Genomic DNA, 16,944 nt, shown 5'->3' with positions numbered 1-16,944 from the left:
CGCGGCCTTCGGCTGCGCGGGCGCGGCGACGGCGGCGGTTGCCAGTGCCGGCGATGCGGCAGCGAGACCGATCGCGGCACCGAGCATGAAAAAGGCTTTGGTCACTGATATTCTCCCCTGATTTCCGGGCAAATGGAATTGCGCGCGCACCCGTAGCGATTCGCCCGGGCGCCGTCGACTGCCGCCATGTCGGCGCGGCAACCTTGCTGCGAACTGAACTCGATCATGAACCGGAACCGCGGCGCTTCACCTGAAAATACGCGCGTTCGCGCGCGCGCGAGGGATTCAAGCTGTTGCATCAGGGCCACAAGGGGTCGGACAAAGCACGCCGATAAGCAATTCGGATCAACTTTTCCGCTTTGCTTTTCCGCAGCATCGGCGATAAGTCAAAGTCAGAGGATTGTCTCGCCCGGGGGCGAAGCTGCACGCGTGTCGAACGTGCAGCCTTCCAGGGAGAGGGGGTCCAAAGCGTAAACGAGTCCGCGGCCGCGGCTAAACAGGGGAATACATCACATGACGACGACGCAACGGCGTATCGCTCTTCTCACGGGCGCCTCGCTCGCAACGCTTGGCGTAGCTGCGCCGGCAGCCGCGGCAACGCATCCCGGGATTGTTCACAATGTAACCGGGCCGTCGGTGCATGACACGTTGGTGATCTGCGCCATTGCCGACACTTGCGAATTTGGCGTCGAGAACAGCGGTACGGGGTCAGTGACGTCGAATCAGTCTGGTTTTGGCATCGACAACATTGCGCAGGCCGTCAACGGAACCACCGGCTACGCGACCGGCTCCATCCTCAATCACGGTGATGCCGAGATCGAGGCGCATGCGACAGCAACGGGCGCCGCGGCCGCGACGGCGAACGCCAATCTGCGGACGGGCATTTTCCAGGCAGTGGATGCGGTGACCGATGCGCTGGCACTCATCTCGAATGACGGCACGCTCGAAATCGACGCGTTCGCCTATGCGAGTGCGACGACCGGCGGAGCCATCGCCAACGCCAATGTGAACTGGGGAATCGGCGAGCAACGCGCCACTTCGACGAGCGTTGGCGATGCTTCGGCGCTGGTGGTGAACTCGGACACCCTCACAATCGACGCGCAGGCGGTTGCGAATGGCGCGACGGGCGCCGTTGCCAATGCGGCGTTTTCCGGCCCCGGCCTCGGCATCTGGCAGAATGCCAATCAACTCGGCACGGGCGATGCGGTCGCCGGAGTCTACAACACTGGCGCGATGCAAATCGCTGCGCTGGCGACAGCCAACGCGACTGCTGGCTACGCGACGGCGAATGCGCACATCGAATCGGCGATTTTGCAGGGCGCCTTCGCTTCGCACGGGGCGGCAACCGCCCAGGTGACCAACACCGCAACCATGGGCATCACTGCGGCCGCGAGCGCCCAGGGAACCTCGTTCGCGAGCGCGAATGCAGACGTTGACGGCATCCAACAGAACGCGAATTCTCCGGAAGGCCCGGCGACGGCGTCTGTCGACAACAGCGGAACGCTCAACATCCACGCGACGGCACTCGCCAATGCGTCGGACGGCACGGCCTTCGCCGACGCAAGTGTCTCCTACGGAATTTCGCAAAATGCGAACGGCCTGACCGCGACCGCCAGCGTCAACAACGCCGCGGGCGGCACGATCGATATCGGGGCGCTCGCGCGAGCGACCGGCACGCAGGCCGGCGACCAGACCGGCTTCATCTTCACGGCGACCGCGCTCCAGGGCGCGTCCGCGCATGTCAACGTCGGCATCTCCCAGGAGGTAAATGCCGGTACGTACGCATCGGTGGTCGGAGCGAACACCGTGATCGTGGCCGGCGATGCGTCGGCAAACATTACCAACAACGGCACGCTCAACATCCACGCAACCGCGTCGGCGAATGCCGGGAACGCGTACAACACGGGCCTCGCGCTCGCCTCGGCCGGGATCGGCACGGGCATCAACCAGAACGCGAGCGCGTCGGGCGGCGATGCTAGCGCGAACATCGCTAACGGCGGAACGCTCAACATCACGGCGGTTGCCAATGCAGACGGCGACGTGGCCGTCGCCAGCACGGGCTTCTTTGGATTTATCGAAGTTCCAGGCGCTGCGGCATCGGTCGACCTCGGCATCAACCAGGTTGCGCACGCAAACCCGGTCGTGACTGGCGTCGCTACAGAGGGTGCTGTAACCGGCTACGCCACTGCCGCGCTCGCCGGCGACGCTTCCGTGTCGCTCGGCAACACCGGCGCGATCAACATCAATGCGACCGCCAATGCGACCGGATACAGCACGGCCGTCGCTTCGGCGCACGTCGGCGTCGGCATCCACCAGCTCGCGACCAACGGCGCGACCACGCTGGAGACCGGCGTCTACGCCACACTGGTCGGCGGTAATGCTACGGCCTCGCTGACCAACAGCGCCTACGGCACGATCGCGATCGGCGCGAGCGCCGTCGCTCTCGGCCCCGATGCGCGCGCATCCGCCGATGTCGGCGTGGGCATTGCCCAGACCGCCGTGGCGCAAGCCGGCGATTCGCTCGCCACGATCTCCAACGATGGCGCGATCAGCATCGGCGCAGTCGCCCACGCGACGGGCGACGCCGCCGCCAATGCGCGGATCGACACCGGCGTTGCGCAGGTCGCCGGCCAGTTCGGTTATGTGACCGAAGGCGGCCCGTTCGCCGTTCCGTTCGTACTGTCGGCCGGACCGGACGCGACGGTTTCGCTGACCAACAACGGCACCATCGCGGTCAACGCCAGTGCCTTCGCGCATGAGACCGGGACGGTCGGCGAAGACCTCGGCGCATTGGCGACCGCAGGGGCCGGTGTCGGCGACGGCATCGTCCAGCATGCGATTGCCTCGGACGGCAATGCGAACGTCAGCCTCACCGGCACCGGCTCGCTCGACATCGGCGCGCTCGCCAATGCGGTCGCCGACACTGGCGTCGCGCGGGCTTATGCGACCGTCGGCCAGGGCGTCGACCAGCTCGCCGTCGCGGACGGTGGATCGGCCTCGGTCGTCCTTTCGCAGGCGGCCGTCGACGTTCACGCCACGGCTTATGCCAGCGGCCTGACCGGCGCCGCGGCTTACGCCTCCGTCAACTCGGGCGTTAAGCAGGTGGCGGTCGCCAACGCGACCGACTACGCGACCGCCGGCGTTTCGCTGACCAATGCGGGGGCGCTCAGCGTCGTCGCGCTGGCGACCGCGGTTGCGCCGAAGGTCACGGTCGTATCGACCGGCGATTTCTCGAGCACGGGTGAGCGGTTCCCGGCTGCGATCGCCACTGCCCATGTCGGCACCGGCGTCGCCCAGTCGGCATTCGCGCGCGGCACGACGGAAGGCGTTCCGACCACCGACGTCAACGCCTACGACACCGTCATCACCTACGCCTACACCGGCACTGCGAACGCTTCGGCGTCGCTGGCCAACAGCGGCACGATCAACATCGGCGCCGGCGCCATCGCGACGGGTGCGGATGCGGTCGCCAATGCCGACCTCGACCGCGGCCTGTTCCAGAATGTCTATGCGACCGGCGGAACGGGAGCCAATGCGGCGGCGTCGATCTCCAACGCGGCCTACGGCACGATCACGGTCGGCGCGGTCGCAAACGCGAACGGCTCGACCAACGCTGACGCAAGCGCGGACGTCGGCACCGGCATCGACCAGAATGCGACTGCCCGCGCCGACGACGGCACGGCCGTCGCCAACGTCGCACTGACGAACGAAGGCCTGATCACCATCGGCGCCAGCGCCAACGCGAACGCGACCGGCACGACGATCCATGGCGATCCGATGGCCGGCGACGCTGACGCCCGTGCGCGGGTCGACAGCGGCATCGAACAGATGGCCTCGGCTTCGGGCTATGCCCTGGTGACGCGGACCATCACGCCGACCGACGAAGGCTTCACCACTGAAGACACGTTCGCAGGTGCGGCCACTGCTGCGGCGACGCTCGACAACAGCGGCGCCATCGACATCATGGCGAACGCCGCGGCGAGCGGTGGCGACGCGAATGCGGTCGCCAGCATTGGCCAGGGAATCGACCAGGAAGCGAGCGCGTTCGCGGCATCGGCCGCCTATGCGACGGCGATGATCGCGAACGGCGCTTATGCAACGATGAGCGTCGTTGCGAACGCCAACGCGACTGCGACCGATTACGCCAACGCCGACGCCCGTATCGGCACCGGCATCAGCCAGACGGCGGACGCTTCGGCGACGGATGGCGCGGGTCACGCGGCAGCCAGCCTGACGAACGACGGCACGATTGCGGTCGGCGTTTCGGCCGATGCGTCCGGCGCATCGGCTCGAGCGATTGCGTCGATCCAGGGCCAGGGCATCTACCAGAGCGCCGATGCGGACGGCACGGCCGGCACGGCTTCGGCGGTGTTGAACAACACCGGCAGCATCGCGATCACGGCCGACGCGGCAGCGACCGCGACCAGCAGCGAGGCTTATGCCTGGGCTAAAGTCCGGACTGGCGTCTGGCAGAACGCTTTCGGCGTGGACAATGGCGTCGCATCGATCAGCAACGCGGCTTACGGCACGATCGCCGTCGGCGCGAATGCGAACGCTTCCGGCCTGACCGGCGCTTCGGCCTTCGCGTTCATCGGCACGGGCATCGGCCAGAACGCGCACGCCAGCGCGGAAGGTGGGGCGGCGACGGCGAGCATCGCCAACGACGGGATGATCTCCGTGAGCGCAAACGCGACCGCGTTCGCCGGCCGGGACGGAGAGGCTCGCGCGTCCGCGATCATCAGCGACCCGGTGTACCAGTTCGCCGCCGCCTACAGCTCGGCGAACGTGGCGATCACCAACAACGGCACGATCAACCTGACCGCCAATGCGAATGCGTCGGGCGATGAGGATGCGACTGCGGTTGCCGGCGTCGGCAACTTCGCTGCCGCCATCTCCCAGTCCGCGCACGCGACCGGTTCGGAGGGCGACGCTTCGGCTTCGTTCGACAACACCGGCACGATCACCATCGCGGCGGCGGCTAATGCGCTTGGCGGCGGCGATGTCTATGCGAACGCCTTCGCCAACGGCATCTACCAGGAGGCAATCGGCGGGACGGCGGGTTACGGCACGGCCTCGTTCGTCAACACCGGACCGCTGAGCGTCAACGCGGCAGCGACCGCGCTTGGCGGCGGCGACGGCACGGCCCTGGCCTTTGCTTCGGGCATCGACCAGCTCGCTGCCGGCGGCGCCGGCGCTACGGCGAGCGTCTACAACAGCGCGGCGATCACGGTCGCAGCGTCTGCCGATGTGGAGGTCGGAAACGCGGCGCACCGCGGTTCCTACGCGCTGGCCAGCGCCAACGCCGTGGGTGTCCAGCAGGCGGCCGTCGCAGGAACCGTCCCGGACACGACTTCGGTGATCGCGTACACGGAAGGGTTCACGGCCAACGCCTACGCTTCCGACACGCTAGCTGGCGTCGTATTCACGCAGACGATCAACGGTGCGACGGATCCGAACTCGCCGAGCGGGCCGGCACTCGCGACGCTGACCAACACCGGGTCGATCCTGGTGACGGCAAGCGCCAGCGCTATCGGTGAGCCTGGGGCGCTGGCTTATGCCGGGGCCACTGCGGTGAGCCAGTTCGCTGCGGGCAGCTCCGCGACCGCGAACGTCGACAACAGCGGCTCGATCGCGGCCTATGCGACGGCGATCGCCTCCGGCCAGAACGGCGGATCGGCGACTGCTCACGCGGCCGGCGTGGTCCAGAGCGCGAGCGCTGTCGAAGGCAGCTACACGCAGATCAACCACGGAACGGCCCTGCTGCACCTCAATGCCGACTACGACACGGAGGTTCGCGGCGATCTGAACGTGACTGCGGTGACGCTCACGACCAACAACGTTCCGGTCGGCGTCGCCAACGTGACGATGACCAACAGCGGCTCGATCAACGTCGGTGCGTTCGCGAGCGCGATCAATGCGCAGGGCGGACCCGCGATTGGCGCGACCACGACGACTCCGGCCTTCGCCTCGGCTCACGCCGTCGGCGTCGACCAGAGCGGGCGTGGCGAGGAGGTCAACCTCTCGGCGACCAACAGCGGCGCGATCAACGTCGCGGCCACGGCGGTCGCGTCGGGCGGCGCTACCTCGGCTTTCGCCGCGGCGGGCGCCCAGGGCATCGTCCAGAGCGGCAATGCAGTCGCAGTGCAGAGTGTCGCCACGGCGGAACTCGGCTACGCGACCGCCTCGAACGGCCATCCGTTCCTGACGCTGATCTGGGGGCCGACCGAGGTCACCACCACCAACGTCGGTGCGGTCAATGAGACCATCACCAACAGCGGGACGGTCAACGTGACGGCTGCGGCGACCGCCAATGCGGCGACCAACGCCAGCGCACTCGCCTTCGCGACGGGCGCGCTGCAGGTCGCGGCCGGCAGCGTTGCCAACGTAAGTGCCTACAACAGCGGCACGATCGTCGCTTCGGCAAGCGCCAATGCGTCGGGCTCGGCAGCGTTCGCAAACGCGAGCGCGGTCGGTGCGGCCCAGTCGGCCACCGCAACGAGCGCCAACCTGAACATCCTCAACAACGGCACCGTGACGGCCACGGCCAACGCCAATGCCTATGCGACGGGCCTGGCCGCGGCTTCGGCCAATGCGCTCGGCCTCGGCCAGAACGCGATGGCGTCAGAGGGCTATGCCACGATCACCAACAGCGGCACGCTGAACGTCGGCGCTCATGCGACGGCGACCGGCACCTCGGCGAACGCCGCGGCGAGCGCTGTCGGTGCCTGGCAGTCCGTCGGTGCACAGCGGATGGCGTTCACCAATAGCGGCACGGTCAACGTCAACGCGGCGGCCAGTGCGGCCGGCACGTCGGGCGCGGCTACCGCGACGGCGATCGGCTACTACGGTTCGGCGTTCGGCGGCGGCACCGCTTATGCGACGATCCTCAACTCCGGCACCATGAACGTCAGCGCGACGGCAGTTGCGCCGCAGACGGCGATCGCTCACGCGGTCGGCATCTCGGTCAACAACGCCGCAACGACGACCGTGAGCGGGGCCCCGCCGGTCGTGAACACCAACGCGCAGCCGCTCGAAGGCTCGATCGTCAACAGCGGCACGCTGAACGTGGTTGCCTCCGCCAGCGGCGGTGCGGTCACGGTCGGCACCGGCGACACGGCGACGACCACTCCGGGAAGCAGCGCGCTGGCGACGGGCATCGCGGTCACTGGCGGCGTCAACAACATGACGATCACCAACTCGGGGTCGATCAATGTCGACGCGATCACCGCAGGCGGCGGCGCAGCCACAGCCTACGGCATCCGGGTGGCGAGCAACGGCGACGTTACGCCGGCGGCGACGGACGTGGTCACCATCAACAATTCGGGTGACATCATCGCCCGGATCTCGATGGACGGCGGAACGACCTTCCACCGCGGCACTGCGATCGATGTGACGGAGGCACCGAACCGGGCGGTCATCAATCTGCTCGGCGGCGCGGATGGTCCTGCGAACATCTACGGCAACATCGAGCTGCAGAGCGACGCCGACGTGGTCAACGTCCAGGACGGTGAGACGGTGTTCAACGGCGTCGTCAACTCGGTCTGCATGCCTGCGGGCGGCCCGGGCGACCTGGTGCTCGACGATCCGGATCAGAACGCCTGCGGTGTTGGCACGCTGAACATCAACAGCGGCGGCAACCTGCACCTGGTGATCGACGACACGGACGGTCCGTCCTACGTGTTCATGAACACGCTCAACATGGGCGCGGACGGCACGATCGAGTTCGATCTGCCGGCCCCGACGGGTGGTGACGAGGAAATCGGCACCTATCCGCAGGTGTTCGTCGACACGGCCAACCTCGACGGCACGATCGTCGCCAACATCGAGGCTCCGGCCAACGGGCTGTGGGAGACCACGACCTACCAGAACGTGATCGACGCGGTGACCCGCAACGGAACGTTCGACACCTGCACGATCAATGGGGTGCCTACGGGCTCGCTGCTGCTCGACGCGGACTGCATTTACGACAATGCGGCCAACGTCGACATCGGTGTGGTCCGCACGGCGTTCAACGAGGTCCCTGGCCTCAACCAGAACGGCGAGCAGGTGGGCGAGGGTCTCGAGTGCATCTACGACCTGAGCCTGACGGGCGGGGTCGCGGAGATGTTCGCCGACCTGTTCCTGTTCGACAACGCGGTGAACTACAACACGGCGCTGAACATGCTGTCGGGTTCGAGCTACGCGAACTACCTCAACTCGTTCGCTTCGCTCGGCGTTCACCAAAACGATCTGGTCGACCATGCGACGAACTGCGAGATCCCGGCGCTTGCCGGCTCGGTGCTCGAGTGCCGTGCATCCTCGCCGATCCACATCTGGGGTCAGGTCGACTACCAGACGCGGAAGGCGGACGGCGACATCGAGGCGGGCGACTCGCGCTCGAAGCGGTTCACCGGTCTCATCGGTCTCGACGCCAACGTCGGCAATGCGGCGATCCTCGGTCTCGATGCGGGCTATCTCACCAACCGCTTCCGCGACCACCAGTTCGGCGACTCGATCAAGGGCGACGGCTGGACCGTGGGTGCCTACGGTGTCTACGACCCGGGTGCGTTCTTCGTGAAGGGAATGGCGACCTACGCCAATCTCAACGGCGACTCGACGCGTCACATCGACTTCGCGGGGCTCGCCCCGGGGGCGACGTTCGCGGCGACCGTCCACGGCGACCCGGACGTCAAGATGTACACGTTGGGCCTGCACGGCGGGGCACGGTTCCCGATGAGCGCGAGCTCGGTGGTCACTCCGTACCTCAACCTGGATTACGTCCACGCCAAGATGGACGGGTTCATCGAGCAGGGAACGAGCGGCGCCGAACTGCACCTCGACAGCAACAGCGACAGCCACACTTTCCTCACCGGCGGCGTCAAGTGGGCGACGCAGATGGGCGGCGTGGTTCCGGAAGTGAACCTCGGCTACCGCTATCGGTTCGGCGATCGCCGGGCGAACATCAGCGAGGCGTTCCAGTGTCAGATCGACACCTGCGCGTTCGACATCATCTCGGCGGCGAACAAGCGGGGCACGTTCCTTGCGGGTGTCAGCGTCGGCGGGAAGATCGGACCGGTCGACCTGAGGATCGGCTACGAGGGCGAGTTCAACGGCGACATCACGAGCCACAGCGGCAACTTCAAGATCGTGGTTCCGCTGGGCGGTCACGCGGCTCCGCCGCCTCCGCCTCCGCCTCCGCCGCCGCCGCCACCGCCGCCGCCTCCGGTGGTCGAGCAGCCGGCTCCGCCGCCTCCGCCTCCGCCGCCGCCTCCGGCGCCGGTCGAGCGCGGCGAGCGCGGGCAGTAAGCAACGGGTCGGGTGGGGCCATTTCGGTCCCACCCCTCCACGAAGCGACAAAGTTCAAGTACGGGAGAAGAGGGAAGCGATTCCCTCTTCTTTCCGTTTTCGGGCGCGCCGAAGATTTTTGCGGACGAAGACCTTTAACTACCGGAACTTACGGGTAAAAGAACCGCCATGAGCACCAGCAAGACGAGCAGCGCGGCGAAGGCCGCAACGAACAAGGCTGCGCCTGCCGCCGCAGCGAATCGCCCGGCGCGAGCGCAGGGCGCCGCCGCCAGCCCCCAACAGCAGCGAGCACGCGGGCCCAGCACGATCGACGAAACGATCGCCAAGGCGCAGCACGGCCGGGTCAACGTCACGCCCGCCAAGGCAATCGAAATGGCGGGACAGCTCTATTCGCGTCGGCAATACGCCCAGGCCGAGCGGGTCTGCCGCCAGATCATTTCTGCCCGCCCCGGCAATCCCGACGCGCACAACATCCTCGGCGTCACTCTTGCCGCGCTGGGGAATTCCAAGGAAGCGGTCGCCGAGCTCAGGCGCGCGATCAAGATCAATGCCCAGGCCCCGAGCTATCACGCCAACCTCGGCGAGATCCTCCGCCAGGCGGGCAGGCTCGACGAAGCGTCCGACGCGCTCCAGGCGGCGATCGAGCTCGATCCCAACAATGCCCAGGCACTGAACAACCTCGGCATCATCGAATATGAGCGGCGTCATTTCGCCAAGGCGGTCGACTACTACCAGCGCGCGCTGGCGATCAACCCGAACATGCCCGAAGCGCTGAACAACCTCGGCAATGCGTCGCGCATGACCGGCGACATCGACGGCGCGCTGCACGCCTACCAGGAGGCGCTGACCCAGCGCGTGGTCTATCCTGAGGTGTACAACAACCTTGGCACGCTGCTTCAGCAGGATCGCAAGCTCGAAGAAGCGGAGCATGCGCTGCGCAAGGCCATCCAGCAGAACCCCCGCTACGTCGAAGCGCACAACAATCTTGCGCAGCTGCTGGTCGGACAGAAGAACGAAGTCGAAGCGCTGCGGATTCTCGGCGAAGCCCTCAAGTTTGCGCCGACCAACGTCCAGACGCTGCTGCTCACGGCGAAGGTCCAGCTGCGCCGCAACAACCTTCAGGCGGCCGAGCAGGCCACGCGGCTCGCGCTGAAACAGGAGTCCGAGAATGCAGAGGCGCTGACCCTGCTGGGCCAGGTGCTTCACGAGACGGATCGCTACGACGAAGCGCTCGACGTGCTCGACCGCGCGCTCAAAAAGGCGCCGGAGAATCCCGAGGCGCTCAACTTCTACGGCGTCGCGCTCAAGTCCGTGGGCCGGCTCGACGAGGCGCGCGAGTACATCCTCAAGGCGCTCAAGCTCAACGATTCGATGTACGGCGCTTACGCCAACCTCAACGACCTCGTCGATTTCTCCGAGGGCGTGGGCGAAGAGTTGTTCAACCGCATGGAAGCGATCTTCGAATCGGTGAAGAACCCCCAGGCGGACCCGTATCTCGCGCTGCACTTCGCGTATGCCAAGGCGCTCGACGACCGTAAGCAGCACGAAAAGGCGCTCGAGCACTATGTCATCGGCGGCCGCATGAAGCGGGCGCAGCTCGACTACAAGGAAGGCGAGACGCACGGCTTCTTCGATTCCATCATGGCCGCTTTCCCCAAGGAGGCCTTCGAGAACCGCAAGTTCGCGGGCCTCGGCGACGACCGCCCGGTCTTCATCGTCGGGATGCCGCGTTCCGGCTCGACGCTGGTCGAGCAGATCCTGTCGAGCCACCCGGATGTCTATGGCGCGGGTGAGGTCAAATATCTCGCGCGTGCGCTTGGCCAGCTTCGCGACCGCTTCCCGTCGCTTCCGAAATATCCGGAAATGATGGGGAAGATTACGCCGGCGCAGCTCGACATCACTGCGAAAAACTATCAGCAGGCGCTTGCGAACGGTGCCGGCGATGCGAAGAAGATCACCGACAAGCTGCTGACCAACTATTTCTTCCTCGGGCTCATCAACCTGTTGTTCCCGAATGCGAAGGTCATCCACACGCGGCGCGATCCGGTCGACACGTGCCTGTCCGGCTTCACCAAACTGTTCAAGGACGACATGCCGCACAGCTACGACCTCGGCGAGCTCGGCCGCTATTACGGCAAGTATCGCGAGCTGATGGAGCATTGGGAGAAGGTGCTTCCGGAAGGCTTCATGACCACGGTCGTTTATGAGGACGTGGTCGCCGACACCGAGAAGGAAGCGAAGCGCCTGATCGAGTTCCTCGGATTGCCATGGGACGACAAGTGCGTCGACTTCCACAAGTCCGACCGCCCGGTGAAGACCGCCAGCGTCGCCCAGGTTCGCAAGCCGATCTACAAGACTTCGCTCCAGCGGTGGAAGAAGTACGGTCCGGGCCTGCAGCCGCTGGTCGACGCGATCGGTGGCAAGCCGGAGAAGGCAGCCAAAGCGGAGAAGTCCGCTTCGAAGCCCAAGGGCGGCAAGGCCAAGGTCAAAGAAACCGCCTGACCAGTTCGCAGGCCCGCGGTGCGCGTGCTAGAGCGCGCCGCAAGACCTGAAGCGGGGACCAGCCCAATCTTGCGCGCACTCACGCATCTCGACCGGCTCGAGGCCGAAAGCATCCATATCCTTCGAGAGAGCGTCGCCGAGGCAGACAAGCCGGTGATGCTCTACTCGATCGGCAAGGATTCGGCGGTCATGCTGCACCTTGCCAAAAAAGCCTTCTTCCCCAGCCCGCTTCCGTTCCCGCTGCTCCACGTCGATACCACGTGGAAGTTTCGCGACATGTACGCGCTTCGCGACAAGGTCGGCTCCGAACCCGGGATCGAGCTGCTCGTCTACAGGAACCCGGAGGCCGAGCAGCAGGGGATCAACCCGTTCGATCACGGCCCCGTCCACACCGACATGTGGAAGACCCAAGGGCTCAAACAGGCGCTCGACAAATATGGCTTCGACGCGGCGTTCGGCGGCGCCCGGCGCGACGAGGAGAAGAGCCGCGCCAAGGAGCGCATTTTCAGCTTCCGCGACCGCAACCACCGCTGGGATCCGAAGCGCCAGCGGCCCGAGCTGTGGTCGCTCTACAATGTCCGCAAGAACAAGGGCGAGAGCATGCGCGTCTTCCCCTTGTCGAACTGGACCGAGCTCGACGTGTGGCAGTACATCATGCGCGAGAGCATCGAGATCGTGCCGCTCTATTTCGCGGCGGAGCGGCCGACGGTCGAGCGCGACGGGCTGCTGGTGATGGTCGACGACGACCGCTTCCCGCTGAACGGCGAGACGCCGGTCATGCGCAAGGTCCGCTTCCGCACGCTCGGCTGCTATCCGCTATCGGGCGCGGTCGAGAGCGAAGCGGAAACGGTCGAGGAGATCGTCGCCGAGATGCTGCTGACCAAGACATCGGAGCGGCAGGGCCGTGCAATCGACCGCGACGCGGGCAGCGCTTCGATGGAGAAGAAGAAGCAGGAGGGATATTTCTAAATGTCCCGCCCGCTTGAATCCGAAGAGGAACTCATCCGGCACGATGTCCGGACGTGGCTGGCCCAGCAGGAGGCGAAGGAGCTCTTGCGCTTCATCACCTGCGGAAGCGTCGACGACGGCAAGTCGACGCTGATCGGGCGCCTTCTTTACGAATCGAAACAGATTTTCGATGACCAGCTCGACGCGCTGGAAAGCGATAGCAAGCGGCACGGCACGCAGGGCGCGAAGATCGACTTCGCCTTGCTTGTCGACGGGCTGTCGGCGGAGCGCGAGCAGGGCATCACGATCGACGTCGCCTATCGTTTCTTCACCAGCGCCAGGCGCAAGTTCATCGTCGCCGACACGCCGGGGCACGAGCAGTACACGCGCAACATGGTGACCGGCGCGTCGACCGCGGACCTGGCGGTGCTTCTGGTCGATGCGCGCAAGGGAGTGCTGACTCAGACCCGGCGGCATTCGTATCTCGCGAAGCTGGTCGGCATCCGGCGCTTCGTGCTGGCCGTGAACAAGATGGACCTGGTCGATTACGACCAGGGGGCGTTCGACGGCATTTGCGCCGACTACCGCAGCTTCGCCGAGCAGGTCGGGATCGACGAGTGGATCGCCATTCCGGTGTCCGGCCTCAACGGCGACAATATCATGAGCCGCAGCGAGGCGACCGCCTGGTACGACGGCCCAACATTGCTCGAGCATCTCGACGCTGTGCCGCTCGAAGCCGCGGCCGATGCGCGGAAGCCGTTCCGGATGCCGGTGCAGTGGGTCAACCGGCCGAACCAGAACTTTCGCGGCTTTTCCGGAGAAATCGCCTCGGGTGGCATCGGGCCCGGTGCGGAGGTGCGCGTCCTGCCGTCGGGCCGGACGACGCGGATCGACCGCATCGTCACGCTCGACGGCGATCTTGAAGAAGCGGTCGCGGGCCAGTCGGTGACCCTCACGCTGGCCGACGAGATCGACTGCTCGCGCGGCGACGTGATTGCGGCGGCCGGGGACCCGCCCGAGGCGGCCGACCAGTTCGAAGCGACGGTCGTGTGGATGGCCGACGAGGAGCTGCTGCCGGGCCGCGGCTACTGGCTGAAGCTGGGCACGCAGATGGTCACGGCGATGGTCCAGGAACCGAAATACGAGATCAACGTCAACACGCTCGAGCATCTTGCGGCCAAGACGCTGGGACTCAACAGCATCGGCGTCGCCGAAATCTCGACCGACCGCGAGGTCGTGTTCGAGCCCTATGCGGTCGAGGGCACCAGTCCGAACAAGGCGCTCGGCGGGTTCATCCTGATCGACAAACTGACCAATGCGACCGTCGGGTGCGGGATGCTGCACTTTGCGTTGCGGCGTTCGCTCAACATCCATCGCCAGCATCTCGACGTCAGCCGCGAGACGCACGCGGCACTAAAGGGCCAGAAGCCCGCGGTACTGTGGTTCACCGGCCTGTCGGGCGCGGGCAAATCGACCATTGCCAACCTCGTCGAGAAGAAGCTGGCGGCGCGCGGACGACATACCTTCCTGCTCGACGGCGACAATATCCGCCACGGGCTCAACCGGGACCTCGGCTTCACCGAGGCAGACCGGATCGAGAACATTCGGCGAGTCGGTGAGGTCGCACGGCTGATGTCCGACGCCGGGCTGATCGTGCTCACCGCCTTCATCTCGCCGTTCCGCGCCGAACGGCACATGGTGCGGCGGATGATCCCGGAAGGCGAGTTCTTCGAGATTTTCGTCGATACGCCGCTGGCCGAAGCGGAGAAGCGGGACGTGAAAGGACTTTACGCCAAGGCCCGCGCGGGCGAGCTCAAGAATTTCACCGGTATCGACAGCCCGTACGAGCCGCCGGAGAATGCCGAAATCCACGTCGACACTACGGCGATGAGCGCGGATGATGCGGCCGACCTGATCGCCGAGAAGCTGCTCGGCCGCCGCTGAGGGTTTTGCGGCGGACATGACGCGGAGATATTGACCACCGATACGGATGTGCAACCAAGTCGGGTAACGGAGGTTACCGCCAGGATGAATCACCGTCTGATCGCATTGGTTGGCCTTGGAGCGGCTGCGTCCTTGCCGGCCTGGAGCGCGGCTTTCGCGCAAGAGAGCGACGACCTTCGCGTTCGCGTCGGCGTTGGCGCACAAATGAGGCCCGAGTTCGTCGGAGCGGACGGCACCGAAGTGGCGCCGCTGTGGGACCTCGATTTTGCGCGCGGGACGAACGAGTTCGCGTTCGAAGCGCCTGACTATAGCTTCGGGCTGCCGGTGGTTTCGGCCGGGGGCTTCTCCTTTGGACCGGCCGCCAACCTCGCCAGCGGCCGCCAGAACTCCGATGTCGATGCGCCGGTGGGGAGAGTCCCGACGACGATCGAAGCGGGCGCTTTCGCGAGCTACCATTTGACCCGCTCGCTTCAGCTGCGCGCCGAGCTTCTGAAGGGCATTGGCGGGCACAAGGGAGTAGTCGGGGAAGTCGGCGCCGATCAGGTCTGGCGCGACGGCGATCGCTACGTCCTGTCGATCGGCCCGCGCGTGCTCTTCTCGGACGGCCGCTACCAGCGCGCCTATTTCGGCGTCAGTCCGGCTGCCGCTCTGGCTTCCGAGCTACCTGCCTATCGGCCCGGTGGCGGAATCCACGGCGTGGCGGCGGCGAGCGGGCTGTCCGTCCAGTTCACTCCACGGTGGGGGATGTTCGGCTTCGCTCGCTACGAGCGCCTCGTCGGGGATGCCGCGAAATCGCCGATCGTTCGGGAGCTCGGCTCGCGCAACCAGCTGTCGGGCGGGCTCGGCCTGAATTATACGTTCACGATTCGCCGCTGAGCTGACACCGCGCCAGGCGTGTCGACGATTCAGTCGCCAGTGCCGGGATCCGGCGTGAAATATTTGTCGTATTTGCCCTCTTCGCCCTTGTGTTCGTCGGCGTCGGCGGGGCTTTCCTTCTTGCGCGTGATGTTGGGCCAGTCGGAAGAAAAGCTTGCGTTGAGCTCGAGCCACTTTTCCTGACCGCTCTCGGTGTCGGGAAGGATCGCCTCGGCCGGGCACTCGGGCTCGCACACGCCGCAGTCGATGCATTCGTTCGGGTTGATGACCAGCATCACCTCGCCCTCGTAGAAGCAGTCGACAGGGCAGACCTCGACGCAGTCCATATATTTGCATTTGATGCAGGCGTCGGTGACGACGTAGGTCATTGGTACGCGCTCCTCTGCGGGCCTCGCTATGACGCAGCGTCCGGCTCGTCAATGAGGCGCCCCTCTGCGACCACGCTGGCGATCACCGCCCCCAGCCGAAGATCGTCGAGGTGGCCGAACTTCTGCATCCGAAGACGGCCCGCGGGGTCGATCAGGAGCAGCGTCGGCGTCCCCTGCATTGCGTAGGTGCAGAACGTCAGAGGAATGCCGTCGGGTCCGGGTTCATCGACCGCGACCGGGTAGCGGATGCGGTTCTCGTGGAGAAAGGCGCGCAGCACGTCGGTGCGGCCCTGCGCCTCGTGATGCTCGAACACGGTGTGGATAGCGGCGACGGCAACCTGGTCCTCCGGGAAGGTATCGCGGACGCGCTGAAGCTGCGGCAGCGCCTGCGACACGCACCCGGGGCACAGCATCTGGAAGGCGAGCGCGACGAGGGTTCGGCCGCGCCAGTCGGCAAGCGACAGCGGCTTTTCGGTGTTCAGCCATTCGGCGACCTGCCATTCGGGTGCGGGGTTCAAGGTCAGGGTTCGACCTCCTCATAGCAAAGGCGCGCTTCCGGCGCCGGGCCGCGGCGCTGCGGCAAGGAGAGCACCTTGATCACGCGCACCCGGTCGCGCAGCGGAAGCGCGATGACGCTGCCGACCCGCACCGAGTCGCTCGGCTTTTCGGCCCGCTTGCCGTCGATTCGGACGTACCCTTCCACGATCAGCGCCTGGGCGATGGTACGGCTCTTCACCAGCCGGATGCAGTGGAGATAGCGGTCGATCCTCACTTCTTCTTCAGCTTGGCGAGCTCGGCGAAGGCATGGCTGGCGCGCTTCTGTTCGCCTCCGGGGCGGTGGCGGCGGCCGCGCCAGCGCCAGGCATCGCCTGCGCGGGTAAAGCCGATATCGCTCATCAGTCGGTCGACCGCTTCCGCGTCCAGGCCGATGGAAACGGCGAGCGCGGCATCCACCGGGTCTGCGCCGCCGGCCGAGCGCACTTTGCGGGCGTGGCTCGCGAGCCGGTCGGCGAGGTCGACA

10 protein-coding genes are annotated in these 16,944 nt (G+C 66.1%); 5 read left to right on the top strand and 5 right to left on the bottom strand.

The window, feature by feature from the left end; translation table 11 throughout:
• Positions 1 to 101 precede the first annotated feature (101 nt).
• The gene (locus GH737_RS15200) at positions 102 to 308 is read right to left on the bottom strand and encodes a hypothetical protein (RefSeq protein ID WP_196233024.1); all 207 of its coding nucleotides are present in this window, start codon (positions 306 to 308) and stop codon (positions 102 to 104) included.
• Positions 309 to 513: 205 nt separating this feature from the next.
• Here GH737_RS15200 and GH737_RS06840 point away from each other — a divergent pair, with 205 nt between their 5' ends.
• From GH737_RS06840 to GH737_RS06820, 5 genes are all read left to right on the top strand, one after another.
• Complete coding sequence (locus GH737_RS06840) at positions 514 to 9,285, top strand: autotransporter outer membrane beta-barrel domain-containing protein (RefSeq protein ID WP_155264101.1); 8,772 nt, start codon at positions 514 to 516, stop codon at positions 9,283 to 9,285.
• Positions 9,286 to 9,453: 168 nt separating this feature from the next.
• Complete coding sequence (locus GH737_RS06835; protein WP_155264100.1) at positions 9,454 to 11,787, top strand: tetratricopeptide repeat-containing sulfotransferase family protein; 2,334 nt, start codon at positions 9,454 to 9,456, stop codon at positions 11,785 to 11,787.
• A 66-nt stretch (positions 11,788 to 11,853) separates the two neighbouring features.
• Positions 11,854 to 12,756 carry a sulfate adenylyltransferase subunit CysD gene (cysD, locus tag GH737_RS06830; protein ID WP_155264102.1) on the top strand — a complete coding sequence of 301 codons (903 nt, stop codon included), beginning with the start codon at positions 11,854 to 11,856 and terminating at the stop codon, positions 12,754 to 12,756.
• Entirely contained in the window at positions 12,757 to 14,679 is a 1,923-nt protein-coding gene (gene cysN, locus GH737_RS06825; RefSeq protein WP_155264099.1) for a sulfate adenylyltransferase subunit CysN, read from the top strand.
• A gap of 84 nt (positions 14,680 to 14,763) precedes the next feature.
• The gene (locus GH737_RS06820; RefSeq protein ID WP_155264098.1) at positions 14,764 to 15,555 is read left to right on the top strand and encodes a MipA/OmpV family protein; all 792 of its coding nucleotides are present in this window, start codon (positions 14,764 to 14,766) and stop codon (positions 15,553 to 15,555) included.
• Between the two features lie 29 nt (positions 15,556 to 15,584).
• On the opposite strand, the gene fdxA is transcribed toward GH737_RS06820, so the two are convergent.
• From fdxA to GH737_RS15195, 4 genes are all read right to left on the bottom strand, one after another.
• The gene (gene fdxA / locus GH737_RS06815; RefSeq protein ID WP_155264097.1) at positions 15,585 to 15,923 is read right to left on the bottom strand and encodes a ferredoxin FdxA; all 339 of its coding nucleotides are present in this window, start codon (positions 15,921 to 15,923) and stop codon (positions 15,585 to 15,587) included.
• Between the two features lie 26 nt (positions 15,924 to 15,949).
• Complete coding sequence (locus GH737_RS06810) at positions 15,950 to 16,441, bottom strand: redoxin domain-containing protein (RefSeq protein ID WP_230558673.1); 492 nt, start codon at positions 16,439 to 16,441, stop codon at positions 15,950 to 15,952.
• Positions 16,442 to 16,443: 2 nt separating this feature from the next.
• Positions 16,444 to 16,695, bottom strand: coding sequence for an RNA-binding S4 domain-containing protein (locus GH737_RS06805; RefSeq protein ID WP_155264095.1), 252 nt, complete (start codon positions 16,693 to 16,695; stop codon positions 16,444 to 16,446).
• Positions 16,692 to 16,944 (bottom strand): hypothetical protein (locus GH737_RS15195; protein WP_196233022.1); only part of this gene is annotated, 253 nt, incomplete at its 5' end. The genes GH737_RS06805 and GH737_RS15195, both read right to left, overlap by 4 nt.

The sequence above is a fragment of the Sphingomonas segetis genome, from assembly GCF_009720245.1.
Lineage (GTDB): Bacteria > Pseudomonadota > Alphaproteobacteria > Sphingomonadales > Sphingomonadaceae > Sphingomicrobium > Sphingomicrobium segetis.
The sequence above is the reverse complement of the archived record's forward strand: the minus strand, read 5'-3'. Positions and strand labels throughout refer to the sequence as shown.

What these genes read in the sequence shown, in the direction of transcription:
- fdxA (WP_155264097.1), bottom strand. Translation starts at nt 15,923, where the DNA reads ATGACCTACGTCGTCACCGACGCCTGCATCAAATGCAAATATATGGAC.
- GH737_RS06840 (WP_155264101.1), top strand. Translation starts at nt 514, where the DNA reads ATGACGACGACGCAACGGCGTATCGCTCTTCTCACGGGCGCCTCGCTC.
- cysN (WP_155264099.1), top strand. Translation starts at nt 12,757, where the DNA reads ATGTCCCGCCCGCTTGAATCCGAAGAGGAACTCATCCGGCACGATGTC.
- GH737_RS06820 (WP_155264098.1), top strand. Translation starts at nt 14,764, where the DNA reads ATGAATCACCGTCTGATCGCATTGGTTGGCCTTGGAGCGGCTGCGTCC.
- GH737_RS06835 (WP_155264100.1), top strand. Translation starts at nt 9,454, where the DNA reads ATGAGCACCAGCAAGACGAGCAGCGCGGCGAAGGCCGCAACGAACAAG.